The sequence below is a fragment of the Ruegeria sp. CJ6 genome (genome assembly GCF_056536665.1).
Genome location: NZ_JBQFQB010000001.1, coordinates 1,076,431 through 1,101,834 on the forward strand (window position 1 = coordinate 1,076,431; position 25,404 = coordinate 1,101,834).

Annotated in this window: 28 protein-coding genes and 3 pseudogenes; 20 read left to right on the forward strand and 11 right to left on the reverse strand. The window is 52.0% G+C overall.

Annotated features, from left to right (window positions below):
* Positions 1–49 precede the first annotated feature (49 nt).
* The 3 genes from ACR0BT_RS05410 to ACR0BT_RS05420 all read left to right on the forward strand — a co-directional run bounded on the left by ACR0BT_RS05410 (position 50) and on the right by ACR0BT_RS05420 (position 2,467).
* The gene (locus ACR0BT_RS05410; RefSeq protein ID WP_480762656.1) at positions 50–577 is read left to right on the forward strand and encodes a TRAP transporter small permease; all 528 of its coding nucleotides are present in this window, start codon (positions 50–52) and stop codon (positions 575–577) included.
* A 9-nt stretch (positions 578–586) separates the two neighbouring features.
* Positions 587–1,867, forward strand: a complete 1,281-nt coding sequence (locus ACR0BT_RS05415) for a TRAP transporter large permease (protein WP_480752604.1) — start codon at positions 587–589, stop codon at positions 1,865–1,867.
* A gap of 84 nt (positions 1,868–1,951) precedes the next feature.
* Complete coding sequence (locus ACR0BT_RS05420) at positions 1,952–2,467, forward strand: redoxin domain-containing protein (protein WP_480762657.1); 516 nt, start codon at positions 1,952–1,954, stop codon at positions 2,465–2,467.
* Positions 2,468–2,527: 60 nt separating this feature from the next.
* Here ACR0BT_RS05420 and ACR0BT_RS05425 read toward each other — a convergent pair.
* Positions 2,528–3,231: pseudogene (locus ACR0BT_RS05425) on the reverse strand (IS6 family transposase); the annotation flags it as partial.
* A 9-nt stretch (positions 3,232–3,240) separates the two neighbouring features.
* Here ACR0BT_RS05425 and ACR0BT_RS05430 point away from each other — a divergent pair.
* The 3 genes from ACR0BT_RS05430 to ACR0BT_RS05440 all read left to right on the forward strand — a co-directional run bounded on the left by ACR0BT_RS05430 (position 3,241) and on the right by ACR0BT_RS05440 (position 4,188).
* Positions 3,241–3,531, forward strand: coding sequence for a hypothetical protein (locus ACR0BT_RS05430; RefSeq protein ID WP_480762658.1), 291 nt, complete (start codon positions 3,241–3,243; stop codon positions 3,529–3,531).
* Between the two features lie 25 nt (positions 3,532–3,556).
* Positions 3,557–3,712: a hypothetical protein gene (locus ACR0BT_RS05435; RefSeq protein WP_480567052.1), complete on the forward strand. Its 156-nt coding sequence runs from the start codon at positions 3,557–3,559 to the stop codon at positions 3,710–3,712.
* 131 nt (positions 3,713–3,843) lie between these two features.
* Positions 3,844–4,188 carry a hypothetical protein gene (locus ACR0BT_RS05440; RefSeq protein ID WP_170399850.1) on the forward strand — a complete coding sequence of 115 codons (345 nt, stop codon included), beginning with the start codon at positions 3,844–3,846 and terminating at the stop codon, positions 4,186–4,188.
* A 1,028-nt stretch (positions 4,189–5,216) separates the two neighbouring features.
* Here ACR0BT_RS05440 and ACR0BT_RS05445 read toward each other — a convergent pair.
* Positions 5,217–5,939, reverse strand: coding sequence for a WbqC family protein (locus ACR0BT_RS05445; protein ID WP_480762659.1), 723 nt, complete (start codon positions 5,937–5,939; stop codon positions 5,217–5,219).
* Positions 5,936–6,586: a cephalosporin hydroxylase family protein gene (locus ACR0BT_RS05450; protein ID WP_480762660.1), complete on the reverse strand. Its 651-nt coding sequence runs from the start codon at positions 6,584–6,586 to the stop codon at positions 5,936–5,938. The genes ACR0BT_RS05445 and ACR0BT_RS05450 overlap by 4 nt, the downstream gene beginning before the upstream one ends.
* Before the next feature lie 651 nt (positions 6,587–7,237).
* Here ACR0BT_RS05450 and ACR0BT_RS05455 point away from each other — a divergent pair.
* From ACR0BT_RS05455 to ACR0BT_RS05465, 3 genes are read left to right on the forward strand one after another with little or no spacing between them, the layout of a single operon-like run.
* Positions 7,238–7,957, forward strand: a complete 720-nt coding sequence (locus ACR0BT_RS05455; RefSeq protein WP_480762661.1) for a class I SAM-dependent methyltransferase — start codon at positions 7,238–7,240, stop codon at positions 7,955–7,957.
* A gap of 24 nt (positions 7,958–7,981) precedes the next feature.
* Positions 7,982–8,971 (forward strand): ATP-grasp domain-containing protein, encoded by a 990-nt coding sequence (locus tag ACR0BT_RS05460; protein ID WP_480762662.1) that lies wholly within the window; start codon positions 7,982–7,984, stop codon positions 8,969–8,971.
* The gene (locus ACR0BT_RS05465; protein WP_170399826.1) at positions 8,952–9,638 is read left to right on the forward strand and encodes a metallophosphoesterase family protein; all 687 of its coding nucleotides are present in this window, start codon (positions 8,952–8,954) and stop codon (positions 9,636–9,638) included. The genes ACR0BT_RS05460 and ACR0BT_RS05465 overlap by 20 nt, the downstream gene beginning before the upstream one ends.
* Here ACR0BT_RS05465 and ACR0BT_RS05470 read toward each other — a convergent pair.
* Genes ACR0BT_RS05470 through rfbF form a run of 5 tightly spaced genes read right to left on the reverse strand, consistent with a single transcriptional unit; the run spans position 9,635 to position 14,292 of the window.
* Positions 9,635–10,738 (reverse strand): DegT/DnrJ/EryC1/StrS family aminotransferase, encoded by a 1,104-nt coding sequence (locus tag ACR0BT_RS05470; RefSeq protein WP_480737902.1) that lies wholly within the window; start codon positions 10,736–10,738, stop codon positions 9,635–9,637. The two genes, ACR0BT_RS05465 and ACR0BT_RS05470, sit on opposite strands and share 4 nt — an antisense overlap.
* Positions 10,735–11,946: a class I SAM-dependent methyltransferase gene (locus ACR0BT_RS05475; RefSeq protein WP_170399820.1), complete on the reverse strand. Its 1,212-nt coding sequence runs from the start codon at positions 11,944–11,946 to the stop codon at positions 10,735–10,737. Before ACR0BT_RS05475 ends, ACR0BT_RS05470 begins: the two co-directional genes overlap by 4 nt.
* Positions 11,943–12,485, reverse strand: a complete 543-nt coding sequence (locus tag ACR0BT_RS05480; RefSeq protein ID WP_170627349.1) for a dTDP-4-dehydrorhamnose 3,5-epimerase family protein — start codon at positions 12,483–12,485, stop codon at positions 11,943–11,945. Before ACR0BT_RS05480 ends, ACR0BT_RS05475 begins: the two co-directional genes overlap by 4 nt.
* Complete coding sequence (gene rfbG / locus ACR0BT_RS05485; RefSeq protein WP_480762663.1) at positions 12,482–13,543, reverse strand: CDP-glucose 4,6-dehydratase; 1,062 nt, start codon at positions 13,541–13,543, stop codon at positions 12,482–12,484. Before rfbG ends, ACR0BT_RS05480 begins: the two co-directional genes overlap by 4 nt.
* The gene (rfbF, locus tag ACR0BT_RS05490; RefSeq protein ID WP_170627351.1) at positions 13,528–14,292 is read right to left on the reverse strand and encodes a glucose-1-phosphate cytidylyltransferase; all 765 of its coding nucleotides are present in this window, start codon (positions 14,290–14,292) and stop codon (positions 13,528–13,530) included. Before rfbF ends, rfbG begins: the two co-directional genes overlap by 16 nt.
* A 589-nt stretch (positions 14,293–14,881) precedes the next feature.
* Here rfbF and ACR0BT_RS05495 point away from each other — a divergent pair.
* The 3 genes and pseudogenes from ACR0BT_RS05495 (at position 14,882) to ACR0BT_RS05505 (ending at position 16,717) form a co-directional block, all read left to right on the forward strand.
* Positions 14,882–15,958 (forward strand): TIGR00180 family glycosyltransferase, encoded by a 1,077-nt coding sequence (locus ACR0BT_RS05495; RefSeq protein ID WP_480585570.1) that lies wholly within the window; start codon positions 14,882–14,884, stop codon positions 15,956–15,958.
* Positions 15,959–16,322: 364 nt separating this feature from the next.
* Positions 16,323–16,418, forward strand: a pseudogene (locus ACR0BT_RS05500) (IS5/IS1182 family transposase); the annotation flags it as partial.
* A 53-nt stretch (positions 16,419–16,471) separates the two neighbouring features.
* Positions 16,472–16,717 carry a hypothetical protein gene (locus ACR0BT_RS05505; RefSeq protein ID WP_480762664.1) on the forward strand — a complete coding sequence of 82 codons (246 nt, stop codon included), beginning with the start codon at positions 16,472–16,474 and terminating at the stop codon, positions 16,715–16,717.
* A 430-nt stretch (positions 16,718–17,147) separates the two neighbouring features.
* Here ACR0BT_RS05505 and ACR0BT_RS05510 read toward each other — a convergent pair.
* A pseudogene (locus ACR0BT_RS05510) lies at positions 17,148–17,806 on the reverse strand (IS6 family transposase).
* Between ACR0BT_RS05510 and ACR0BT_RS05515 the strand changes: the two are divergent.
* The 7 genes from ACR0BT_RS05515 to ACR0BT_RS05545 all read left to right on the forward strand — a co-directional run bounded on the left by ACR0BT_RS05515 (position 17,714) and on the right by ACR0BT_RS05545 (position 22,583).
* Entirely contained in the window at positions 17,714–17,905 is a 192-nt protein-coding gene (locus ACR0BT_RS05515) for a hypothetical protein (protein WP_480561856.1), read from the forward strand. The pseudogene ACR0BT_RS05510 and the gene ACR0BT_RS05515 sit on opposite strands and share 93 nt — an antisense overlap.
* 109 nt (positions 17,906–18,014) lie before the next feature.
* Entirely contained in the window at positions 18,015–18,635 is a 621-nt protein-coding gene (locus ACR0BT_RS05520) for a glutathione S-transferase family protein (RefSeq protein WP_480762665.1), read from the forward strand.
* 36 nt (positions 18,636–18,671) lie between these two features.
* Complete coding sequence (locus ACR0BT_RS05525; protein ID WP_170511673.1) at positions 18,672–19,340, forward strand: cupin domain-containing protein; 669 nt, start codon at positions 18,672–18,674, stop codon at positions 19,338–19,340.
* Between the two features lie 3 nt (positions 19,341–19,343).
* Positions 19,344–20,027, forward strand: a complete 684-nt coding sequence (locus ACR0BT_RS05530) for an SDR family NAD(P)-dependent oxidoreductase (RefSeq protein ID WP_480762666.1) — start codon at positions 19,344–19,346, stop codon at positions 20,025–20,027.
* Positions 20,028–20,030: 3 nt separating this feature from the next.
* Entirely contained in the window at positions 20,031–21,092 is a 1,062-nt protein-coding gene (locus ACR0BT_RS05535) for an NAD(P)/FAD-dependent oxidoreductase (protein ID WP_170626562.1), read from the forward strand.
* 6 nt (positions 21,093–21,098) lie between these two features.
* On the forward strand, positions 21,099–21,662 hold the full coding sequence (locus ACR0BT_RS05540) for a TetR/AcrR family transcriptional regulator (RefSeq protein ID WP_170626561.1): 564 nt from the start codon (positions 21,099–21,101) through the stop codon (positions 21,660–21,662).
* Between the two features lie 63 nt (positions 21,663–21,725).
* On the forward strand, positions 21,726–22,583 hold the full coding sequence (locus ACR0BT_RS05545) for an SDR family oxidoreductase (protein ID WP_480762667.1): 858 nt from the start codon (positions 21,726–21,728) through the stop codon (positions 22,581–22,583).
* A 22-nt stretch (positions 22,584–22,605) separates the two neighbouring features.
* On the opposite strand, the gene ACR0BT_RS05550 is transcribed toward ACR0BT_RS05545, so the two are convergent.
* Positions 22,606–22,791, reverse strand: a complete 186-nt coding sequence (locus ACR0BT_RS05550) for a CGNR zinc finger domain-containing protein (protein ID WP_480762668.1) — start codon at positions 22,789–22,791, stop codon at positions 22,606–22,608.
* A 600-nt stretch (positions 22,792–23,391) separates the two neighbouring features.
* Between ACR0BT_RS05550 and ACR0BT_RS05555 the strand changes: the two genes are divergently transcribed.
* Positions 23,392–24,399 carry an adenylate/guanylate cyclase domain-containing protein gene (locus ACR0BT_RS05555; RefSeq protein WP_480762669.1) on the forward strand — a complete coding sequence of 336 codons (1,008 nt, stop codon included), beginning with the start codon at positions 23,392–23,394 and terminating at the stop codon, positions 24,397–24,399.
* A 297-nt stretch (positions 24,400–24,696) separates the two neighbouring features.
* Here ACR0BT_RS05555 and ACR0BT_RS05560 read toward each other — a convergent pair whose 3' ends face one another.
* Positions 24,697–25,389: a class I SAM-dependent methyltransferase gene (locus ACR0BT_RS05560; RefSeq protein ID WP_480762670.1), complete on the reverse strand. Its 693-nt coding sequence runs from the start codon at positions 25,387–25,389 to the stop codon at positions 24,697–24,699.
* Between the last annotated feature and the right edge of the window lie 15 nt (positions 25,390–25,404).

Genomic DNA, 25,404 nt, shown 5'->3' on the forward strand with positions numbered 1-25,404 from the left:
CCGGTCCCGCACATGCGGGTCCGGACGCCTGATCAAGAGTTGTGAGCCAATGAGTTATACTTCCCTGCCCCCGACATCTGTGCGCAAGATGATCCAGATCCTGGATTGGATCGCCGACGTGTGCCGGGTTTTGACCGGTGTCGCACTGATTGTCATCACGGTCATATTCGGATGGCTAGTATTTGGTCGCTATGTTCTGAATGCGACGCCGACCTGGGTCGAGCAAGTCGCCTTGCTTCTCGTCATGACAATTGCGTTTCTCGGTGCGGCAGTAGGTGTACACGATAACACGCACTTGTCCGTGTCTCTCGTGCGTTCTGCGGTTCCTCCACGTGTGAGGACCATTTTGGTTATCTGCACAGACGTGCTTATGGCTGGGTTCGGCGCTTTGATGCTGTGGTTCGGAGCTCGACTTACGATCTTTAAGTGGGGATCGCTAATCCCATTGATTCAAGTCCCCGAAGGCTTGCGTTCATTGCCTCTCACAATTGGCGGAGGACTCATATTACTCTTTTCCGTTGGTCATCTAATCCGCCTCTATGTCGGTTTTGACGAGCGCAATGACAGCATCGAATAGAGGCGAATGATGGGAATACTTCTGTTGCTTGGCGTGTTCGCCCTCTGCGTTCTGATCGGAACGCCTGTAGCATTCGCGCTTGGAATAGCGGCCATTTCGGCATTTTGGTTCGAAGGCTTACCCTTGATGATCGGATTTCAGCGGATCGTCTCCGGGATCAATGTATTCTCGTTGATGGCGATCCCGTTCTTCATTTTTGCAGGTGAACTGATGTTCCACGGCGGGATAGCCATGCGTCTCGTCCGGTTTGCTTCAGCCGCTGTCGGGGCCGTGCGCGGCGGCTTGGGAATTGTGAACGTGTTTTCTTCGATGCTTTTTGGGGGGATTTCAGGATCGGCCATCGCAGACATTTCCGCACTAGGGTCTATCTTGGTTCCTGTGATGAAAGAGAAAGGTTACGATGCAGATTACGCCGTAAACGTGACCGTTACGTCCTCGATTGCCGGTATAATTATTCCACCCAGTCACAATATGATCATTTTCGCGATCGCAGCCGGGGGTGGAATATCGATCTCGAAGCTGTTTCTTGCAGGCGTTGTTCCAGGAGTTTTAATGTGCCTTTGCCTTGCTGTGGCGGCGTACCTTGTAGCGGTGCGCAGAGGTTATCAAGCTGAGACTTTCCCGGGTTGGTCAGCGCTCGTAGTGAGCTTCTTCAGTGCAATTCCAGGACTTTTGACGGCTGTGATTATCGTCGGCGGTGTGTTGTCGGGTATTTTCACCGTTACGGAGTCCGGAGCTTTTGGGGCCATTTACGCATTTGTGGTCACTCTGATCGTCTACAGAAGCATAACGTGGGAAAACTTTTGTATTGCCGTCTCTTCTGCTGTGCGCACGACGGCGATGGTAATGATATTAATCGCATGCGCTGGTGCGTTTGCCTACATGCTGACCTTTTACAGAGTTCCGGACAGAACCGTAGATCTGCTTACTGGGTTGACAGAAAATCCGATACTCATCCTGCTGATGGTAAATGCGGTTTTGTTGTTGCTTGGAATGATTATGGATATGGCAGCTCTAATTCTGATCTGCACACCCATTTTTCTACCCGTTGCCAACAGCCTTGGGATTGATCCGCTGCAATTCGGGATGATCTTGCTCGTGAATTTGGGATTAGGATTGTGCACACCACCGGTCGGATCCTGCCTGTTTGTCGGTTGCGCCGTGGGTAAATTGCCAATGGAGAAAGCCGTGCGAACAATATGGCCCTTCTACTTGGCAATTCTCTTCGCATTAATGCTTATCACTTTTGTACCCGCGATTTCACTAACACTGCCAAGCTTGGTTGGGTGAATAAAGTACATTCAAGTTTAAAGGCAGACACTTGAAGCTAAGCTTGTGTTCGAGTTTCTCTCTTAATGAAAAAAGGAAGCTGACATGTCGCAAAAACCCAAAGTGAATGCTCCCGTCGAGCAGATCAGTGTTTTTGATGTCTGCGGTGGCGAAATAGAGATTGGTCGGCCCAAAGATCGATGGACGATGCTTTTCGTCTATCGCGGGCGTCACTGTCCCAGATGCAAGCGATTTCTCAACAAATTGAACGCCATGCTGGCTGATTGGAGCAGCGTCATGGATGTAGTGGTCGTTTCTGCTGACTCTAAAGAAAAGGCTTTGGCCGACAAGGAAGAGTTCGGTTGGACATTTAACTTGGGCTTTGGATTGACCGAAACGCAGATGCGATCACTTGGACTCTACATGTCGGACCCTCTTTCGGAGGCTGAGACAACCACATTGTTTGCAGAGCCCGGCGCATTCGGAATTCGACCAGATGGCAGTTTGATGTTGGTCGACATTTCGAATGGCCCTGCTGCGCGCCCGGATCTTGAAGAATTGCTAGACGGAATGAAGTTCAATATCGAAAACAACCGACCGACCCGGGGAACAGTTTTTTAACTGCAACGGTGCAGTCAGGCGAATTCGAACCAGTCTCAGCTAGGCCAGTATAGCTGTCCTTCATTCGTCACAAAGACACCGCCACTCGGCGAGAGCGGCGGTGAGTATCAGCTTGAAGGTGCCTCGGCTGGCAAGCGCTCTTTCTCGTTGAAGTGGTTGTAGACAGAGGAATTGACGGCGGCGAGCTTCTGCAAACTTCGCATCCGCCTGAAACGTTGCATGGCGCGTTCGGGTCGTCGGAAAGGCAGGTGCGAATTCTCGACGCAGTTGTTGAGCCACCTGCCCGTTTTCTGTTTTTTGTCAGCACCAAGCTCTCTGAAAGCGGTTCTATATGAGGCGAAGCGATCTGTGACAACGTTTTCCGCTTTACCGTGTCGCTTCATCAATGTCTTGAGGAATTTCAGCGCTGCAGCTTTGTTTCGGCGTTTGGTGACAACGGCTCCCAGCACCTTGCTCTCATGATCTGCGGCCCGCCAGAGGTAATGCTTCTTGCCATTAACCTTCACAAAACCTCATCCACATGCCACTTCCATTTCGAGAATGCGCCCAGTTGTTGCACCCGCTTTCTTCGGATCTCAGAGGCAAACATCGGGCCAAACCTGATCCACCAATAGCGGACAGTTTCGTGGCTCACGTCGATGCCTCGTTCGTGCAGCAGAACTTCGACATTCCGAAACGAAAGCGGGAAGCGGATGTACTGCATCACCGCAAGGCGGATGATCTCAGGACAGGTGTTTATAGTATTTGAAAGAAGCAGGTCTTGTCTTGGGTAAATGCTGAGAAAGCCCCCTGCCCGCCTCAAGGCAAGGTCTACCGACAAGACCTTTGGGATTGATGACGTCTTTATATTGAATGGTGTCAGTTTTGATCGAAGTGATTTGAGTGTTTATTTGGGGTCCGCAATTTTGGGCATAGACACAGACAATGATGGATTTGCCGATACAACCATCGTTCTAGGGGGCGATTATTCCGGTTCGGAATCTACGGTGAAAGATCTCGATGGGGCGACGGCCATAGCAGCTTCATTTCAACCAAAATGCACAAGACGATGTTTTTCACATTGACGAAGACGATGTCATCGCTGGAAACATCCTAGCCAACGACAACTGGTACACAGGCAGAGGACTAACCGTATCCCTGCTTTCAGGTCCGGAAGAGAGGCTACCAAACCTGAATAATGATGGATCGTTTACATATGAAGCAGATTCAGATGTCTTGATTTGGTCGCCCCCGGTGACGAGATAGTCCAGACATTCACGTATGAACTTGAAGACACGTTCGGTAGAACTTCCGAAGCCACGGCCCTCATTTCTGTAAACATACTGGATGACAGCGTATCGCTTTCGGGAAGTCGGAGACGAGACCATATCAATGGCTTGGATGAAGCTGACATCCTGGAGGATGGCTTCGGAAGAGACAAATTGGATGGTGGGGAAAGCGCCGATATCCTGAGAGGCGGACCGGGCCGCGGTGTTCATATTAGTGGAGAGGAAGCTGACCTTCTTGAGTTTCACTTTTTTGATGGCTTCAACATCATGACTGATTTTGAAGTTGGGATTGATCAGATTGGGATTGGCTCAGGTCTATTTGCAGACAATATCTCTGACATTAAGTACCGGGATCTGGATGACGGGGTGCTGCTTAATTTAAGTGGTGCCAAAGTCTTAGTTGAGGATCTGGCATTTATGGATCTGAGCGAAGATTCATTCGCTTGGTTATAGCGAATATCTGTGCTCGCGCGTTAGAATCTATAGCGTTGTAGAGCCCAGGTTGCCCTACTGAAACCAAAGTCTTGAAAGTGAATCTACCAATTCGGATTGATCCATGCATCAAGCTGCATTTTGAACTGGGCATAAGGCAGGCCGCACAAAGCCCGAAGTCCTGAGTGGTAGACCGATCACGCCACCGATTCTTGTCCACCTCTTGGTACATATTGTGGCAGTTATTTTTTTGCATGAAAAATGGTTACTCAAATAGGGTTGTTCCCCCTTGGTCCGCCACTTACTCCCTATGTGCGACAAATAGTTTTGCCTTCTGCGATAGAAATTTTCCATTACGCCGCACAGCCATGCCTTCTGCCAAGTGGTTACGTCGTACATATTTCCCTTTAACAACTGGTTTTGGGCGAAGCCCTTCAGGGTGCTCGTCTCTAAAACCTGCTCCCGGCGAGGGTTGGGGGGGTAGCAAGTGCAATATAGTTCGAAAGGGTGGTGCGCCTATAGGCGTCCGCCCAGGACGGGCTTTGCGCGGTGCCCTCATGACGGCACAGCTCTGCAATACTTTCCTCGCCTATTTGGCCGTCCAGTAAAATCTGGATCTTTTCTTGTGCGGAATACTGTTTACGGGTCGAACGCCAAATGTCCTTTGCTGGCTTCTCACCGTGACTCTGCTTGTTTTAGGGGTTCTTTCTCATCTCCACTCCTTGGCAGCTACGATGAGCCAGAAATCTACTCTTATCAAATCGACCAATACTGTCCCAATGGTACTGACGTCAGACACCGGAAGCTAATGATATAGACCAGAACTAAGGTCCACAATAAGGCATTGATTTTCTTAAATTATTCAAGTTAGCGCCCAATAGTTAACGGCACAGTAAGATTGGGCGTGGGAGCTCACTTCGGGCGGCGTCAATCCTTTGGCTATCACCTCCTCTGCCCCGGACAGTTGGGGGTACAGATAGAACACTCCGAGCCGTCAACGCTATGATGCGATCCTGTTCCAAACCGGAAACGATCCCATATTAGGAAGCCTATGTCTGTTGGTGGTTCTGAAGAAATTCTTTCCAGTTGCGTGTGCGCGGGTTTAGATAAGATGCAGCTTGAGCAGGGCCTACATGTGCTAACAGGTCAAGCCCGGTCACGAACGGCGAAAAATCATCTTCAACACGCCCCCACGGCCTGACATCATATTCCATGTATTCGACGTTGATCCCTGCCAATTCAAACTCCTTGTGTTCCAGATAGTTGCGTGCGCCATGCCCGGTGACATAGCGCGTTCCGCCCAATTCTTGGACGATTTGCAGTATCCTGTTCGAGCCTGTTTCTGTGACATTTAGATCGGTGCTAAGGTGATACTCGCTCGGATTTATGCCAAACTGTGATGCTAGTCCTTTACTGCTGGCGACAATCGCGTCGCAAAGGCCGTCATGCTGATTCAGGTGTAGAACTGGTGCTAGTGCGGAGTCTAGGTAAGGCGTCCCGCTAAGCGATTTCTTGAGTTTATCGATGTGTAAATCTAGCCAATTTGGTTCAGCAGCAACGATGTCAACGATATCTGTCCTGTTTTTAGTATGCTTTACTGGTATGCTAAGCCAGGCGCTGCCAGAAGGCGATCTAATCTGTACGCGGTTAGTAAACGAGCGTCTAGAAAACTGCGCATCTACCAGCCAAACGACTACATCAGCTAAAGCGAGTTGGGCCAAAAAACCTGGCCACGGAAAATACATAGGTTGCGAAATGACGACAGTAGTCATGCAAATTTCCGTCGAATATACCCACCGGGCGAAGAGGACAGCACAAGCTTGCCGTTCAACACCGGATCAACTTCGAATAGGTCTGCTTCTGACATATAGTCATTAAGCGCTGATAGCGGCTCGTTCCCGGCAAACCACGATTTGGAACGGTTTTGTGGGCTGTCCTTCTGGCCGACATACCCGATCATCGTATCCGCAACGACCATGTAGCAGCCAGGTGTAACCAACGGACCGTATGCACGGCACTCGGCCAGAACATGATCGCGGCTGTGGTCGCTGTCTAGAACTACCATGACTTTGGCGCCTTCTGGGATCACGGCACGCACGGCGGCCAGCGTATCCTCGCTGGTCGACGGCCCCTCAATTAGAGTGACTCGTTTCGACATAGGGTGTTTGTTGATCGTGTCGCGGTTGTGAGCGCGGATATCTATGTCGACTCCGATCACGGTGCCTTTGCCAATCAACTGCAATAGTGAGGCCATAAACAGCACCGAGCCACCGCGTGCCACGCCGGTTTCGATAATGACATCGGGTTTCGTGTTCCAGATCACTTCCTGTGTCGCCATCACATCTGCAGGCATCTGAATAATGGGTGCTCCCATCCAGCTCCACAGATAGGAGTAGTCATAAGGGTCAAGTTGTAACATATGTGCAATTGAACTTTGAAAAACATGCTCGTCTTGCCCAAGCGCCAAGCATTGCTTTTCCTTGTGAGCTTCAAACTCTTTGCGGTCGTCTTTTGACGTCATGATTTGCCTTCAGCATTTTTATTGGTGATTTGCCACGCTCTGGAGCTCTCATCTAAGCTTTGTTACAGGTCGTGTCACCATCCATTGTGTGAGTAAGAACTTTTGTCGCGAACATTCGCGAAGGTCTGACACGCTTTTGAACAATCCGAACACTCTTTTCGCTAGTTGCCAGAATCAATAACTCTAAGGTCTCGGTTAGAACAATAGAGTGTCCCACTTTGCGTAAGAGTTCCAAATTCTTAAAACGTTCTAGCTAAAACTGGGGCCATTTAGCTATCGTTACATCATAGCCGCCTCGGTGTCTCTTATGAATTGGCCCTTGATCAGTTCAACCAACTCGAATTTCCCCAGCTTTAAACGTCCTACTCTAAAAGGACTCGTTAACTCGCCGTCTATAGGGGTCGTCGGTCTGGTATTGACGGTCTCGGGACGTTATGAAAAACGAAGCCCTGTGGTATGAGGGGTTTTGACATGGCTGCGACCCTATCCGACGCAGACCGGAATTCCCTCTCCCTGTCATGACATGTATTCAGAAGGGCTGACTATCTGATGGAAAACCTAGACGACGTCGCCTCAAAGTATTTGCAGCCACCAAGTGTCGAGATTGAGAATGATCTCATGATGCGGTGGTATCCCGAAAGGGTGTTTGAGCGCACAGGACATGTCGGGCGTTTGCTAGAGCTTGGGTTGGGGCATGGTTACACAGTTCCCTTCTTTTTCGAGATGAGTGACCAGCACGTCGTCGTTGAAGGCTCTCAAAAGGTCATCGAGAATTTTCAGTCCAAGAACCCTTGGTATACTGGATCATTGGAGGCGGGGTACTTCGAAACTTACACACCTACCGACCCCTTCGATCTGATTGTCATGGGATTCGTGCTCGAGCATGTGGATGATCCAGTCGCTATTCTAAGCCGGTACAAAAAGTTTCTAGCTCCCAACGGTCGCATTTGGATTGCAGTACCGAATGCAAAATCGTTAAACCGGCGCCTCGGGCTTGAGATGGGGATGATTGAGGACATTTATGATCTGAACGAAACGGATTTAATGCTCGGACATCAACGCAATTTTTGCCGCGATACATTGCGAAGCGCCATCGAGGCGGCCGGGTACAGAGTAACGCATGAGGAAGGGCTTTACCTGAAGCCTCTTCCATTGGGTGTTCTCAGAACGCTCGATAACTTTGAAGAGAACATGCGCGCGATGATGGCTGTTGGCGTTGACTTTCCAGATCTTTGTGTTGGTCTTCTTGTAGAAGTGTCTCATGACTAGAGCTGTTTGTGCGGGGCCTGAGTTGTGAACGAGCGCCGACGTATTCTGGTCACCGGCGTAGGAGCGCTCATAGGCCAGGGCATCGCCAGCAGTCTGCGGGATGACGAGCGATCGTGGTTAATTGGACTTGACCGGCGCATGTCGCTATTCGGCGCAGAGCTGTGCGATGAAACTCTGCTGAAACCCAAGCTAGACGAAAGCTCAGATGCGTATCTGACGTTCTGGAAAGATTTGGTGCAGGATCACGGAATTGAACTGATTATTCCAGGTATCAGCATCGACATGGCGTTTCTAGACGCCCACCGAAGTTTTTTCGAAGACCTCGGGGTAGCGTTGGCCATCAACACGACACATCTTATCGCGTTGACTGAAAACAAGTCGGATTTTGCAGCCGACTATGCGCAATTGGGGTTGCCAGTCATCCCGTCGATTGCAGGAGGTGGCACTTGGGAAGCGGCCTGCGCGGCGCTGGGGAAACCGCCATTTCTTTTGAAACCCAGCACTGGGGAAGGCTCCGTTGGCATTGTGCGGCTTCATGACGAAGTGGATTTTGATTATTGGAGCGGAAAAACCTCGGGCGAATTTCTTGTGCAGCGGATTGTTGGTACGGACGACGATGAATATACTGTCGGTACATTTGGCTTTGGCGACGGCGATTACATTGGCCCACTGATCTTTCAGCGCCGATTGACACGTGCCGGTAACACTGGCGAGGCAAAGACCGTCACTCATGAAGCCGTATCCAAAGCAACTGATACAATCATGCGCTACTACAAGCCGCTGGGTCCAACCAACTTACAATTCCGTTTGGAAGGTGAGGATGCCTATCTTCTTGAAATCAACCCTCGGTTTTCAAGTAGTTGTTCCTTGCGAACCGCTTTCGGGTTCAACGAAGCTGAGATGTGTGTTGACTTTTACCTGAACCGACGACGGCCTGCGCAACCTGTCTTGCGTGAAGGGATTGCGCAGCGTCACAACGCAGATCGGATACGTTATGCTGGGCCTGATCTCTGATATTCATGCCAATCTGGCCGCGCTTGAGGCGGTTTTGGCTGACGCGAAGTCCAAAGGGGTGACAGAGTTTGTGTGCCTTGGCGACGTTATTGGGTATAATGGTCAGCCGGAAGAATGCGTACAACTGCTCAAGGCAGAAGGGGTGCGCAATATACTGGGCAATCACGACAGCTACGTTACGTCGGGACAGAATTGCGAACGCTCTAAGGTCGTCGCGGGTATCATAGACAAACATCAGACAGAGCTAAGTTCGGACAGCGTGGCATGGTTGAGCCGATCAATGGACAGCATCCAGGATGGCACAACATTGTTTGTACACGGAGGACCGCAGGATCATGTCGATGAATACCTCTATAAAGTGGGGATCGATACGTTTCCCAAAGGCGTAACACGGCTCTTTGCGGGTCATACCCATGTGCAATGCATTCTAGACTTCGGTACGCACGTCTTTTGCAATCCGGGCTCGGTCGGACAGCCGCGCGATGGAGACCCACGTGCAGCTTACGCAATCTTATCAGATGGCCAGATTGCCCTGCACAGAGTCGTTTATGACATCGACCGCACGATACGCGCGATGAAAGAGCGCGGGTACGAAGAGTTCATGTATCGCGGACTTGCCAAAGGCGCCCAGATCAACGGGCGTATTGACGAGATTGTGAAAGCCTAAGGAGAGGCCAAGGTCTCGATTACCCGACAGACTCGATCAATGTCCCCGTCTGTCATGTCGTGAAAACTGGGCAGGTTCAGTGCCCGCTCGCAAATATCATGGGCATGCGGGGTAGGCGCTTCTACGAACATAGGCTGGCTGGAAAGCGGGTAGAAAAATACACGCGCATCAATGTTTGCTGCCTCGAATGCTGCCAAGGCCCTCTCACGGGAGACGCCAAGTGCCTTGTCAAAAACAACAGTGGGCATCCACGCGCCATTCCGAACGTGAGGAGGCTCAGGGTTCATCGATAGCCCTAGATGCGACAGCCGCTCTTTGTAGGCCGCTAGTATCTCCGCTTTGCGGTTCGTCAGTTCCTCAATGCGCTCAATCTGCCCCATTCCTATTGCAGCTTGAATGTTTGACATCTTGAATTTGTAGCCGACCGTATCAGCCCAGAATTGTTTTTTCTGCGCCTTGTCACGTCCGTGATTGGACAGCGTCAGAATGCGATCCGCCAAAGCATCGTCATCGGTCACCAGCATCCCGCCTTCGCCGGTGGTCAACGTTTTCGTACCATGAAAAGAGAAGGTCCCGAACTTTCCCATCGCGCCTGTATGAATGGCGCGATATCGCGCACCCAACGCTTCGGCCGCGTCTTCGATAAGCACCACTCCACATTCATCTGCGATGCTCAACAGTGTGTCCATCTCACAGAGATTACCGTATAGATGCGTGGCGATGATGGCCTTGGTTTTCGATGTAATCGCCGCGCGGGCCTGATCAGGATCAATACACCAACTGTCTGGCAAGATATCGACGAAAACCGGTGTCGCACCCAAATGCACGACGGGCGCGACCGTAGCGATCCAATTTGTGTCGGCGAGGATGACCTCATCGCCCGGACCGATACCTAGCGCCGCCAGACCCATCTCCATTGCGCCCGTGCAACTGGAAGTCGAAATAGCATGTTTTGTTCCGACATACTCTGCGAAGGTCGCCTCGAAGCGATGAATGTAGTCATAACATTTCGGCCCCCAACCAGTGCGGGCGGCATCTGTGGCATAACTAACCTCGAGATCAGTGATAGAGGGTCGGGTATAGACGATGCGGTCGGTCATAGGATTTGCAGTTCTGGCACAGCAGTTACAAAACGGGTATCTACAAGCCAATCAAGTGATTGCATAATCTCGGTTTTCAGGTTCCATGGGAATATCACCAGGTAGTCTGGACGTCGGTTCTGTAGCTCGTCTGGCGCCAGAATGGGGATATGACTGCCCGGTAGGTATTTGCCGATCTTAAATTCTGCAGCATCACATACGAATTCAATGGCGTCTGGACCAACGCCTGCGAAGTTCATAAGCGTGTTGCCTTTCGCGGCTGCGCCGTATCCTGCTACCGACTTTCCCTCCGCTTTAGCATCCAGCACGAACCGCAAGAAATCGTCTTTGACCTTTTCCGCTTTGAGTTGGAAACCTGTGTAGAAGTCATCGTCATTCATTCCGTGAGATGCTTCGAGATCACGCATGGCCTTCACGGCGTCGGTTTGCGCATGTCTGGCTCCTTCAAGACAGGCAAAGAGACGCAAGCTGCCGCCATGAGTTGTTAGTTGTTCAACATCGAACACCCGCAAACCTGCCGCCGCCAGAATACGCTCGGCTGAAAGAAGAGAAATGTAGGAGAAATGTTCGTGATACACGGTATCGAACTGGTTTTGCGTCACCAGGTTCAACAAATGCGGAAACTCGAGTGTGACCACGCCCTGAGGTTTTAGGCAAACCGCCAGCCCTCGCGAGAAACAGTTAATGTCGGGTACATGGGCAAAGACATTGTTACCTATGACAAGATCAGATTTGGCCAGCCCCTTAGCCAACCCTTCCCCGAAGAACTCCTCTACAACATTGATCCCGATTGCCGTCGCTGCGGAGGCGGTGGAATGTGTGGGTTCAATACCTAGGCAGGGGATCCCTGCCTTCCGAAAATTGCGCAGCAGATAACCGTCGTTGGATGCAACCTCGATCACATGAGAATCCGCATCTAGAGCAAATCGTTCGATAACCGTGTCGCAATAGGCTTTGGCATGGGCAAGCCAAGAGGTCGAGGTGGAAGAAAAATAAGCGTATTCTTCGGTGAATAGCGCCTCGCCCGACGAGAAGTCTTCCGTTTGTACAAGGCGGCACTCCTTGCATACGAAAAGCCGCAGCGGATAGGTCAGTTCGGGACGAGAAAGCGCTTCCGCACTTAGATAATCGTTTGACGGGGGTGCATATCCCAAATCAAGAAACGCCATAGTGCGTGAAGACAGACAATGTCGGCAGGTATTGGTCATAAGGGGCGAACATCCAGCAGGGCAGGCAAGTTTTGATCTCTTTCCGACATAAGCGTGATAGGTAAGGGCCAATCAATGCCTAGATCGGGGTCTGTCGCACGCACACCACCCTCAAGTTCCGGTGTGTACGGAGCAGTGTGGCAATAGTGTAGCGTCGCGGTCTCGGTCAATGTCTGGAAACCATGAGCGCAGCCTTCAGGAATGTAGATTGCGTTCCCAGCCTCAGCGCATAATGTGATTGCTCTGCTTTGACCAAAGGTTGGAGAGCCTTCGCGCAGGTCAAGCGCCAGATCGAATACCTTTCCTTCGGTTGCACGTATAAGCTTTGCCTCAGCCATCGGCGCACGCTGAAAATGCAGACCGCGCAAAGTACCTTGCCCCTTGGTTTGCGACATATTCATTTGTGCCCAATTGGTCAGCAGACCGGCTTGCGCAAAAACGTCAGCACAGAATGTACGAGCAAAAGCACCGCGGGCATCGGACTGGCGCGCCAACTGGACTTCGTAAAGCCCATCAATATCTTGAGGGATAAGCTTCAAGATTCACCATAGTATTGCAACTGTTTAAGTGAGACCGCACGAGGGCACTGGCCCTCCGCAACAGACTGGTACCACTGTATTGTAGCGCGGATGCCGTCTTCGAAAGACCAACAGGCGAAATGACCCAGCAGTGCCTCTGTCTTGTCAGTGGCAAGCCGGAGAATCTGAGCTTCGTGGGCAGAATTGGATTTCCGAGAAGTATCTTCCCATGCGCCCGGCCACATGGAGAGTGCCGTTGTAACAACGTCCTTTACGGTTCTAACCCCCTCAGATGGTGGACCAAAATTGAACGCACTTTGGAGATCGGGATCTGCCGACGTAAACAGCTTTTCCGCGAGTATCAAATACCCTCGCAGAGGCTCCAGGACGTGTTGCCATGGTCGAACGGAATTCGGATTGCGCACTTTGACTGGAATGTCGGCCGCCAGGGCACGTGCAATATCGGGCACGATGCGGTTCTCGGCCCAGTCGCCACCGCCAATAACGTTGCCAGCGCGCGCCGAAGCCATACGGATCTCTGTCTGTGCAAAAAAAGATTTTCTCCAGCTATCGACGCCAATTTCCATCGCGGCTTTGCTGGAACTATATGGGTCATGACCACCTAGGGAATCAGTTTCGCGAAATGGCCGCGCTTGTTCGTCGTTGGCATACACTTTGTCTGTGGTTACCATAACCACGGCGCGTGGACCGGTCAGATCACGCAGCGCCTCCATCAGATTGAGCGTCCCCATCACATTGGTGGACCAGGTCTCAATCGGGGTTTCGTATCCACGTAAAACCAAAGATTGTGCTGCCATGTGAAAAACAATTTCGGGGTCTGACGCTGTTACGGCGTTTGTCACGACAGACGAATCTCGAATGTCACCGATAATGTGCCTGATGGTATCTTCTAGTTTCAGAGAGGAAAAAAAGGGACTTTCAGGTGCCAGTGCTATGCCAGTGACTTTGGCACCGAGTTGCGTCAACCACAGCGCAAGCCATGCACCTTTGAACCCGGTATGTCCGGTAATCAGAACGCGTTTGTCTTTCCAGAACGCATTCATCACCAAGTTTTCCATGGTGCATCGCCGGATTTCCAAAGCTCTTCAAGGTAATCACGATCCCGCATCGTATCCATCGGAGCCCAGAAACCCGAATGCTTGAACACTGAAAGCTGTCGCTCAGTTGCCAGAGTTTCCAATGGAGCGCGTTCCCAAATCGTTTCGTCTCCGTCGATGTAGTCAATCACCTCAGGCTCACAGACAAAAAAACCGCCGTTAACCCAGAAGCCATCTCCATCGGGTTTCTCGTTAAACCGGGTCACAAAATCACCCTCGATCTCCAAGGCTCCGAACCGCGCTGCTGGTTGCAAGGCGGTAACGGTCGCACGGCTGCCAGTTCTTTTGTGAAAGGCCAAAAGCTTGGTAATATCAAGGTCCGTCACACCGTCGCCGTATGTAAGACAAAACGTGTCGGTCAGATGCTCCTTCACACGCTTTAGGCGGCCACCGGTTTGGGTTAGCTGACCGGTGTCGACCAATGTAACCTGCCAAGGCTCCGAGTATCGATTGTGCACCTTCATCTTATTGTCTTTTAGATCAAATGTGACATCGGATGTATGTAGAAAGTAGTTCGCGAAATACTCTTTGATCAGATAGCCTTTGTAGCCGCAGCAGATGACAAATTCAGTGATCCCATGGGCGCCATAGATTTTCATGATGTGCCATAATATGGGCAAACCACCAATTTCAATCATGGGTTTTGGGCGGAGGTGAGATTCTTCACTAATCCGAGTTCCAAGCCCGCCCGCTAGAATTACCGCTTTCAAATCATCGCTCCGCTCTGTTCTAATCGACCAACAGGCCGCAGATAATTGAATTCCCTTTAAGCATGATAACTTTGATTAGCAAGGAGAGTGGTGTGAGACGCGTCGAGCTGGTCTCAGTTTGCTACATAATTTGAAAACCCATGTGAATCAAAGCTGCCACTTTGGGTCAGCTCAAAGTTCGGTCGTGAGTTGAGTTGGCGTTCCTGATTGAACTCGGGTATTGCCAAGTTGTCTGCGGCGGACTGCGATCTATTCGCAGATGTTGTCTCATGCCGCCATTCTACCGGAGTAGTCAGCCCAGAGGTTGAGCGTATCTGATCGAGCGCAACGAAGTGAGGCTGCTCCCGCCCGAACAAGCCAAAAATTCAAGAGTCAGAAGCTGGTTAGCATGGAATAATTCCAGTTCAGTTGCCAGCACCTATATTTTCACAGATTGACATCGATCGTGTTTTGGGGTTGGACACATGCGAAAATATCAAGTTATGAGCCGCGCTGGACCGCATATCTACACCGTCAAATTTCTAATAGACCATAATTCGACGCCGTGTAGCCCACTAGATCTCCGGTATTAGCCGCATAAGGATGCACCATGGTCCCTCTAGTTATTCCCACACGTAACCGTCCAATGTCTTTGTCCTTTCTCCTTAAGTATCTGGGCGAGTTCAATCCGGGACAACGTGTGGTGATCGCCAATGGCAGTCATCATTCATACCTTGCTGCTTATGAGGAAGCGGTACGTGACAACGACAGTCTTTTGCAGATCGAATATAAGGAGTACGATTCCGATCTGCATTTTCGGGACCGCATGGTTGATTGTGTGAGCGGGTTGGATGATGACATTATCTTCGTCGGAGCAGATGATGATTTTCCTGTGCTTGATACACTCTATCAAGGTGTTGAATTCCTGCGCGCAAACCACGACCACGTCGTCGCTATCGGCGGGATCATTTGCCTGTCAATGTTAGACGAAGATCAGTTCAACGCGAAATTTCTTCATGCATTCAGCCTTCAAGACGAAGACATAGTTTCTCGTCTGTCTAAATACAGCCAATGGGCCTTCGCGACCAGTTATGCTGCGACACGCCGCGATCACTACCTTGAAAGATGTAACAACTTACAGCTTAATGCCATGAAAATATTTGGCGACTATAATGTCGGCCTCCACGACTGTCTGGCTGGAAAAATCAAGGCCTTGCCAGAAATTGGCTACTTCACCACAAAACTAGCCACTCATAGTAGGTTTGGACCGCCCAGCCGTCTGCATTATCTGGAGCATGCACAAGAAACCTTAAACCTGAGAGATTACTATGCTGAAAAAATTGCCTCAACTACGGCAATTGACAATCAAGAAGCTCGGTCAATCGCAGATAAACTGATTGCAATGAAAATTGCCCATTGGACAGGTGGCAGCCCGCAGTTTTTGGATGGGTTTGGGTGTTCGTCGCTGTTCCGTGATGAAACTGTGCGCAAACAATATGACGCGTTTCAAGATCTATTTCGTCAAGGTACAGCAGAGCAAAAGAAACTTGGAGGCAATCTAAGGAAGGTTGTCGACGCAATGTTGGAAATTAGTGAGGCTAATTCAGATAATCACGGTGAGCCGGAAAAGTACGATTCAATAGAATATTTTTTGGCTTCGACCAATGGCGGTATTTCGCGGCCATGACAGAACGCCTCGTTAAGGAGTAAATGGATGAGACGAAAGATTAAGCGCAAACTTGCTAAGATGTTTTCTGCGCGCCGCTCGGAGAACAGTGCGAAGCCGAGGCCCGAACCAAAAAAACCAAAGCAGATCATTAGCCCACGGTTTAATATAGCCTTTTCCCCAGAAACGCTTGAAAGAAAGTGAAGTGGGCCTGCTTTCAAAGGGCGTATTTCTGTCGCGAAATTTATCGCTGAGCGTGGAAATTTCGTCGGATCAACAGGTCAAGCAGCCAAATCCGCGATGCGTTGAAACTAACCGAGTCCAGGCGTAATTTATCCTCCGCGGATCATGTGTGTCTTCGATACCTGCAAGTGTTGCCTTCGCTGATCGCGCGTACGATACCAATTGGTTCCGTGAAGCATTGAAAGACAATGGGATACGCGCCTGTGTCCCCGGAGGAAAACAGCGCAAAAAAACCTATTAATATGACAAGCGAAGATACCAAAGGCGCAACCCGATCCCCGCCTCCGGTCCATGTTGATCCGCGCCCATGGCTGGACCCGCGATCTGAAGTCCGGAGTTCGACTGAAGGAGATTGCACGCCGCGAAAGCGTCCCCGGCGCCTTCATCCGTACCCGCGCCCAGCTCGCGTTTCTCTCACCGAAGATTCAGGCCGCGATACTCGACGGCACCCAGCCGCCTGAACTTACACTCAAGCGTCTGGTCAGCGTGACCCACCCACTTGATTGGTCCGAACAGGAACGCCTGTTCGGCTTCTGACATCTCCAGATCCTGCGTCCCTGATACAGACTTCGCCCTCCCTGATCCGGCGGAACAATTCCCTGTTCGCACGAGAAAATTCCCTGCTCCACCTTTTAGGGAATTTGCAACATTAACCCCCTGTAAAACATTCAGTTCTGACAGGTGAAATTACTGAACTCAGTCCCGTTTTGCGAAATTTCCCTGTAAACTTCCGGGTATCAGGGAAATCCCGCCCAAAGCGATCCCACCAAAATGCGGCACTGAGACTGGGGCCTGAATCGTGATCCGAGTGTACGAACTGCTCCGACTCTGATTGAAAGCGCATGCGTCAACTCGCGGGAATTGCGGAACAACTCCGGGTCAAAAAACACAACTGAAGTGAGACAGGTATGAGTGGCGGGGAGACAGGGATTCGAACCAGTCTCAGCTAGGCCAGTATAGCTGTCCTTCATTCGTCACAAAGACCCCGCCACTCGGCGAGAGCGGCGGTGAGTATCAGCTTGAAGGTGCCTCGGCTGGCAAGCGCTCTTTCTCGTTGAAGTGGTTGTAGACAGAGGAATTGACGGCGGCGAGCTTCTGCAAACTTCGCATCCGCCTGAAACGTTGCATGGCGCGTTCGGGTCGTCGGAAAGGCAGGTGCGAATTCTCGACGCAGTTGTTGAGCCACCTGCCCGTTTTCTGTTTTTTGTCAGCACCAAGCTCTCTGAAAGCGGTTCTATATGAGGCGAAGCGATCTGTGACAACGTTTTCCGCTTTACCGTGTCGCTCCATCAATTTCTTGAGGAATTTCAGCGCTGCAGCTTTGTTTCGGCGTTTGGCGACAACGGCCTCCAGTACTTCGCCCTCATGATCTACGGCCCGCCAGAGGTAATGCCGCTTGCCATTCACATTCACGAAAATCTCGTCAACGTGCCACTTCCATTTTGAAAAGGCTCGGAGTTGCTGAACACGCTTCTGCCTTATCTCAGCAACAAACATCGGGCCAAACCTGTTCCACCAATATCGGACAGTTTCGTGGCTGACATCGATACCTCGCTCGTGCAGCAGATCTTCGACATTCCGAAGCGAGAGCGAGAAACGGTTGTACAGCATGACCGAAAGGCAGATGATCTCTGGACTGGTTTTAAAGTATTTGAAAGAGGCAGGTCTGGTCATGCGCAAAAGCTACGCAACACCCCCACCCCGCTCAAGCAAAGTTCTTCTTAAAAGACCATCAGAGCAATTCAATCTGACAAGACGTAAAAAAGGCTTGTAATACTATCTACCTATTGATAGGTAGATTGGATGAAGCACAAACCCCGACGGAGGTACTCAGATGAAGATTTATGATGTCGAAGGGTTCCCGAACCCTGCCCGTGTTCGTATTGCGCTGGCTGAAAAAGGCGCGTCAGACAAAGTTGAATTCATCCCTGTGGATGTGATGGGCGGCGAACATCGTACACCTGAGTTCAAAGCCAAAAACCCCGATGCCGCGGTGCCTTGTTTGGAACTGGAAGATGGATCGCACATCGCTCAATGCAACGCGATCACTGAATATATCGACGCAACCTTCGATGGCCCATCATTGACCGGCGTGACTGCGCAAGAGCGCGCCCGAATCTCGATGATGAACCTGCGCGCGGAAAACGGTCTGTTGAATGCGGTCGGCACCTACTTCCACCATGCCACACCTGGCCTCGGCCCGGACCTGGAAACCTATCAATGCGCCGAATGGGGCAACAAACAGAAAGAGGTTGCCGGAAACACTATGGCCTATCTGGATGCGGTATTGGCCGAAAACGAATACTTGGCTGGAGACACATTCTCGGTGGCTGATATCACCGCCTTTGCAGGATTGGCGTTCGCCGATTTTGCTAAAGTTGAAATTCCTGAAACCCTGACCAACCTGCAAGGTTGGCGTGCTAAGATGGCGGCCCGTCCATCTATCGCCGGCTAAGCGAGAACTGCCATTTAAGTTGAAAGGACCCCTCCCATGGAACTCAACTCAGACTTCTCTTCGCGTGTCGTTGTTCACTCTGATCAGCTTGAGTGGCAGGCCTCGCCCATGAAGGGTGTGGACCGGCGCATGCTGGACCGAATTGGTGGCGAAGTCGCCCGCGCCACCACCATTGTGCGCTATGCACCAGGCAGCAAGTTTTCGGCCCACACCCATACAGGCGGTGAAGAGTTCATCGTTCTGGACGGCGTCTTTCAGGATGAGCATGGCGATTTCCCGGAAGGCACCTATGTGCGCAATCCCCCAACGACCGAGCACACGCCCGGCTCAGAACCCGGCTGCACGATCTTCGTCAAACTCTGGCAATTCGACATGGATGATCGCAATCAGTTCCGCAAAACCATGGCCGACGAACTGGCCGCACCCGTGAACGGGGTCGCCACTGCGACGCTGCACAAGGATGACCGCGAGGTTGTCACTTACAGCCATGTTGATGCAGGCACCGAGATTACTTCGAATGCGCCGGGTGGTATCGAGCTGTTAATGATTGGCGGATCGCTGACCTCAGGCGGTGACGTGCTGAAAAAGAACGACTGGCTACGCCTGCCTGAGGGTGAAGCGCTGTCGGCTATGGCTGGCCCAGACGGGGCGAAGGTCTGGATGAAGACTGGCCACCTGCCCTTTGCACAGCCACCGGTGGTTTAATTCATGAGTAGCAAGAAACCTCTGGCGATTGTCGCCGGTGCGGGGGCTGGCCTTGGCCAGTCCCTTCTCGCGCGGTTTCAGGCAGGTGGCATGACGGCCATTGGTCTTGGACGGACGCAGCCGCAGGAAACGATCGCGCCGTTTCATCAGGTCGATCTGTCCGATCCGAGTGCGGTTGCACCAGTGATTTCTGAATTGATCGCTACGCATGGCCCGCCGAAGATCGTGGTACAAAATACGGCTGAGCTGGTGATCGCGCCATTCCCCGAAACCGCATTGGAAGACTATCAGAGAACGTGGACATCAATGGTGCAATCTTTAGTCCTGCTGGGGCAATGTGTTCTGCAACCGATGGTGCGCGGCGGTAGTGGCGCGCTGATCGTTTCGGGGGCCACAGCGTCGCTGCGCGGCGGCCCACGGTTTTCCGCTTTTTCGTCGGCTAAGTTCGCCCTGCGCGGGCTGACACAATCGCTGGCACGTGAATATCAACCGGCTGGCGTACATATCTCGCACGTCGTTTTGGACGGGATCATCGATACACCCCGCTCGCGGGATTTGCACTCGCTGGATCCGTCGAAGATGATGAAACCGGACGAGATTGCCGAGGCCTACTGGCAGTTAGCCCATCAACCGCAATCCACCTGGACCCATGAGCTGGACCTGCGCCCGGCATCTGAGGGGTTCTGAGCGATGCAGACGCAAACTCTGATCATTGGCGCAGGCCTTTCTGGCCTCTGCCTTGCGCGACAGCTACAGGCACGAAACCATGACTACCTGCTGGTCGAAGCGCGGGGTCGTCCGGGCGGACGTATCTTGACGGAAAGGCTGAAGGGTGGGTACTTCGACATGGGTCCCGCCTGGTTCTGGCCCGGGCAGCCGCGTATTGCAGCGTTAATAAAGCGGCTCGGACTGGAGTGGTTCGAGCAATATTCAACAGGCGCACTCAGCTTTGAAAACGAGATCGGCCAGGTCGAGCGCGATCGCGGGTTTGCCTCGATGCAAGGATCTTATCGCTTGAAAGGTGGTCTGGGCGCCCTCACTGATGCGCTTGCCGCTGAGATACCGCCGAAGCGGCTCATCTTATCCGCGCCTATCGTCGGGTTAGAGAAGTCTGCGTCTGGGATCACCGCGACCGCTCAAACTGGGCAGGTCATTCATGCTCAGGAAATCGTACTGGCCCTCCCTCCTCGCGTGGCGAGCAAGATCGCGTTCTCACCTGCTTTACCAGATGAAGCTTTAGCGGCAATGACTGGGATCGCGACTTGGATGGCCGGCCAGGCCAAAGTCATCGCTGTCTATGATACCCCGTTCTGGCGCACGGCCGGGCTGTCCGGTGACGCGATGAGCCGCAGGGGGCCGATGGTGGAAATACACGACGCCTCCCCTGCCGAGGGCGGACCTTACGCGTTGTTCGGCTTTATCGGCTTACCCCCGCGCACCCGCAGCAACGAAGAACAGCTGCGGCAGTTGCTCAAAGAGCAACTGTCCCGGCTGTTCGGCGCCGAAGCTGCGGAGCCAAAGACACTCTTTGTCAAAGATTGGGCCTTTGACCCGTTCACCTCTATCGAAGCGGATCAACAGCCGTTATACGCTCATCCGCAATACGGGCTGCCCCATGCGATGACCCGTCTGTGGGATGGCCGACTAATCTTTGGCGGGACCGAAGTTGCACCACAGTTCGGGGGCTATATCGAAGGCGCCCTGGAGTCTGCGGAAAACGCGCTGGCCCTGATAATGACGGAAAAGGTTTGAGCACGTATGACGAGTGATACCAAGACTGCCCTTTTGGATGTTGCCGAACACGCTGCGCGCGCGAGGGGGTTTGACGGGTTCAGCTATGCCGATCTGGCAGAGGCGGTGGGTATTCGCAAGGCGTCAATCCACTATCATTTCCCGACCAAAGCGGCGCTGTCGGCGGCACTCATGGGTCGCTATCATGAGACCCTGCAAGCAGAGTGCAACCGTATCCGGGTAGAGCACAAAACCGGGGCCGAGCAATTGCTGGCCCTGATCGACCTCTACCGGGATGCACTCAATGACGGGAAAACCTTGTGTCTCTGCGTGTCGCTCATCAGCAGCCGTGAAAGCCTTTCGGATGACGTGATCCAAAAGATCAGAAAATTCCGCGCCATGATGGTTACCCAAATCGAAGAGATCCTGAAGCTTGGCCAAGAAGACAAATCAATCACCGGCATCACCGATCCTACCTCGGAGTCCCGCGCGGTACTGGCCCTTTTGGAAGGCGCGCATCTGACCGCGCGCGCAGAAGAGAATGTGAATACCTTCGATGAGGCTTTGGGCGTTTTAAAGTCCCGCTGTTGACCTTCGCCCCGACACATCGGATCGTTGCCGCAAGCAATTCATTTGATATTCGGAGCTTCCATTATGCCCAAAGTCATTCTGATCACCGGCACGTCAACCGGCCTTGGTGTTCAAATCGCCGTACAAGCAGCCCAAGCGGGCCATACTGTCTACGCTACTATGCGAAACCTCGCCAAGCGTGGCATCTTGGATGCGGCCGCCTCTGACGCTGGCGTCAATTTCAACGTGCTTGAGCTGGACGTGCAGAACAGCGCCAGCGTAAACGCCGCAGTCGATCAGATCATCGCGAACGAGGGGCGGATCGATAAGCTGATCAACAATGCAGGCGCTGGATTTGTCCGCACAACCGAACAAGCCAGCGAAGAAGACGTCGCCTGGGTCATGGATGTGAATTTCATGGGAGTCGTGCGCTGCACAAAAGCGGTGATGCCACACATGCGCGCAGCACGCTCGGGCCACGTCATCACAATCTCATCCGTAGGCGGCCTAGTGGGTCAGCCGTTCAACGAGATCTACTGCGCCGCAAAGTTCGCCGTTGAGGGATACACTGAGGCTTTGGCCAGCTATGTCACGCCCAATTTCGGCGTCCATTTCTCAACGGTTGAACCGGGCGGTATTCAATCCGAGTTTGCGACCAATGTGCTTAAACATGTCGAGGCCACGGGCGGGATGCTTGAGGATGAGTATCTACCTATTCTCCAGAAGTATATCGGCGGCGCTCAGGCGCGAATGGATGGCAGCGATATCTATCAAACTTCGGAACAAGTGGCATCAGTTGTCATGGGCGTGGTTGAAGCCTCTGACCCGCCGATCCGCGTTCGCACTTCAAATTGGGGTGAGGCGTTTACTCGCCTGAAAACCGAAGCAGACCCGGATGGAAAAAAGCAACAAGCAGCCGTGATTGAGCAGTTCCTACGCTAAAACCTTACTCGTGTAAGTCTGCTCAGAATGCTGCAGCCTTGCTGCAATTGCCACAGGTTTCCATGCTGCACCATCGGCGACGTCCGCTTTTTGCGATGTCGAGGAACACCAGCTCGCGTCGATCATGCGTACAATCCCTGATCCTTTTCGGATCGGTTTTTGTCGGTAATATCGTAAAGCTTTTCGCGACCAGCGCCATGAAAACCATTGCACGCGTCACGTCATTTCACTCTGTGATAGACCATTCAGCATCATCCAAATGTCGCCGTTTCTCGAATTGGTCTGGGCTATAAGCCAGACCGCTTAGAGAAAAGGTGCCTGCAGGCAATCGCGGCGTCCGACAATCCAATGATAACACCCCGCGGTGGGAGCTTTGCTTGATCCAACGCAGGGCCTTCGATCCGGTCGCCCGACAGACTCACCGTCGAACCCAACAATGTCGCACAGAATCATGAAAAAGCACTCACTCGTTTATCTGGCACTCGCGGCACTCGTGAACGTGGGTAGAAGCACTAAAGCGCGTTCGACAATCGGAAGCGCGAGCCAACTGGATTGCATTCAACGGCCCATACCAGGCCTTTGACCGACCTTGAGGGCGCTGCGGCGCAGCCCGTCAGACCGGACTATCGGCGCAATCGCAAGGCGGGATGGCAGACTTCGTACGTTTTGCGGGTCAAAGCGCCAATTCGCTGCATTTGCCTATGAATTCTCCGCGTGACAAAGTGAATGCGCCGACCCTTGAAGTTCACGTTCCCGCCACCCAACGATTCTGATAGCAAAACAGAGAATTCTCGTTCCGGGGGCAGCGTTGATCGACAGACTAACAGCGATTTTTGCTTTGAAGGTCATTGCAGTTTCTATGTGCATTGGCGCGCTCACGCCTCTCATATTCCTAGACGGATACGAGAAACCAGTGGATGCAATTGTCGGCAGTTTGACCGGGTTAATCATTGGTGCAGGATGCCTAACGGTTGAGCTCACCTTTCTCTCTAATCAATCGATCCGATGGCTGCGGCAGACCCCGCTTATCGTCATAATCGGCTTTAGGGCCGTCACTTATAGTCTGATTATCGTTATCGGGATCATACTTCCCGCGCGCGTACTGCTTGATCAGAAACTCTGGCAGGAACCTGAGTTTGCATTCAACTTTGCTCTATCCGCTGCAATCGCTTCTGTCATTTCCACGTCAGTTGAACTGCTAAGACTGTTAGGCCGGGAGGCAACTTTGGCAATCTTCACCGGACAATATCGACGCCCCCGGCTAGAAAACCGAATTGTTCTTTTTGCCGACCTGGTAGGGTCGACCTCGCTCGCGGAGCGGATTGGCGATTTGAGATTCCACGAGTTCCTTTCTGACGTGTCCTACGATCTGTCCCAGCCGATAGAAAGCAGTGGGGGCGAAGTGCATCGATACGTGGGAGACGCAGTCATCGTGACATGGCCGACAGCGAGCCCGAAGAGTTACGAACGGAGTTTTGCGTGCGCGAAGGAAATGCCCCGCACGTTAGAGAGTAAGACCGAAGAATACGTCGCCAGATTTGGGCAAGAGGCAAAGATCAGGGTGGCTCTACATTGTGGGCCGGTTGCGGCAGGTGAGATCGGGACATGGAAAAAGGAGGTAGCCTTGCTGGGCGACACAATGAACACCGTCGCCCGGATAGAAAGTGCTGCCAGAGACTTCGGAGTAGAAGTGGTGATCTCGGATGCTGTCAGGGAACAACTGTCCGATGAAGTTAACAAAATGCTATCCCAACTTCCCGCCTACAATGCCCGCGGAAAAACAGATCAAATGGCGCTTTGGACCATCACTAAGTGATTTGCCATTGCAGAAGCTATCGAAATCTAAACACTTGGGCCGTTCGTGTGGACGGCTCAGACCTTCTATTGGCAAACAGTTCTCAACGCTGAATTGCGGCCCGACAGACCTTACTTTCGCCGCGGCCGCAACATCTGGTTCTTATAAACTCATGGTTTTCGGGCAACGCCGCCAATCGCAATAGCTTTCTAAAGGTGGAAACAAACCTGAATGCAGTCCATTCACTCAGGAATGTACTATTACTGGTGATGTGACACAGATAGCGTTTCCACTTGCAAAGCTGAATGAACTAGAGCTTCAAGGTTTTTGCGCGACAACATAACGACTCTGGAGCATCGAGGCTTGATCGGAAGTATACAGGATTTCAAAGCCTGCACGCTCAATTTTCCTATCAAGCATCGACATAGAAACGAAATTCACAAACGGGGCTTTCCCAAAAAACTGCATGATAGGGATCGCGACACGACTGATCATCGCATACTTGAACCCACCATTCTCAGGCGCACACACCGTTTTGGATATGAAAACCCCACCGGATTTTGTCAATTTGGCAATATGCTCTAGCGCTTGATCCAAATCAGGCAGGAGATGAAGCAGGTTATGCGCCAGAACCGCATTGTAACCACCTTCAACAGGATCGTGCTCGAGAACTTCGGCCACCTTGAAAGTGACATTCTCCAATCCTTCTTTAGCACGCTTCTCGTTGGCAATCTCGATCATGCCCGGAGCGAGATCCGAGGCGGTGATATGGTTGACATGCGGTGCAAGCAACAGCGCGGTTGAACCCGTCCCGCAACCGATTTCCAGTACACTGTCTTCTGCTTTTAGGTGCGACTTCGTACGTTCGAGTGTGTTCAGATACCCTTCCATGTTCCGGATTGGGTCCGCCGCATACTTTCGCGAGATTCTGCTCCAGAACGCGGCATCTTTGGACAAAGCAGCCATTTTATTACTCTCTTTCAAGTTTGTTGTCGCATCCCATACATCCATACACACATTTACTAA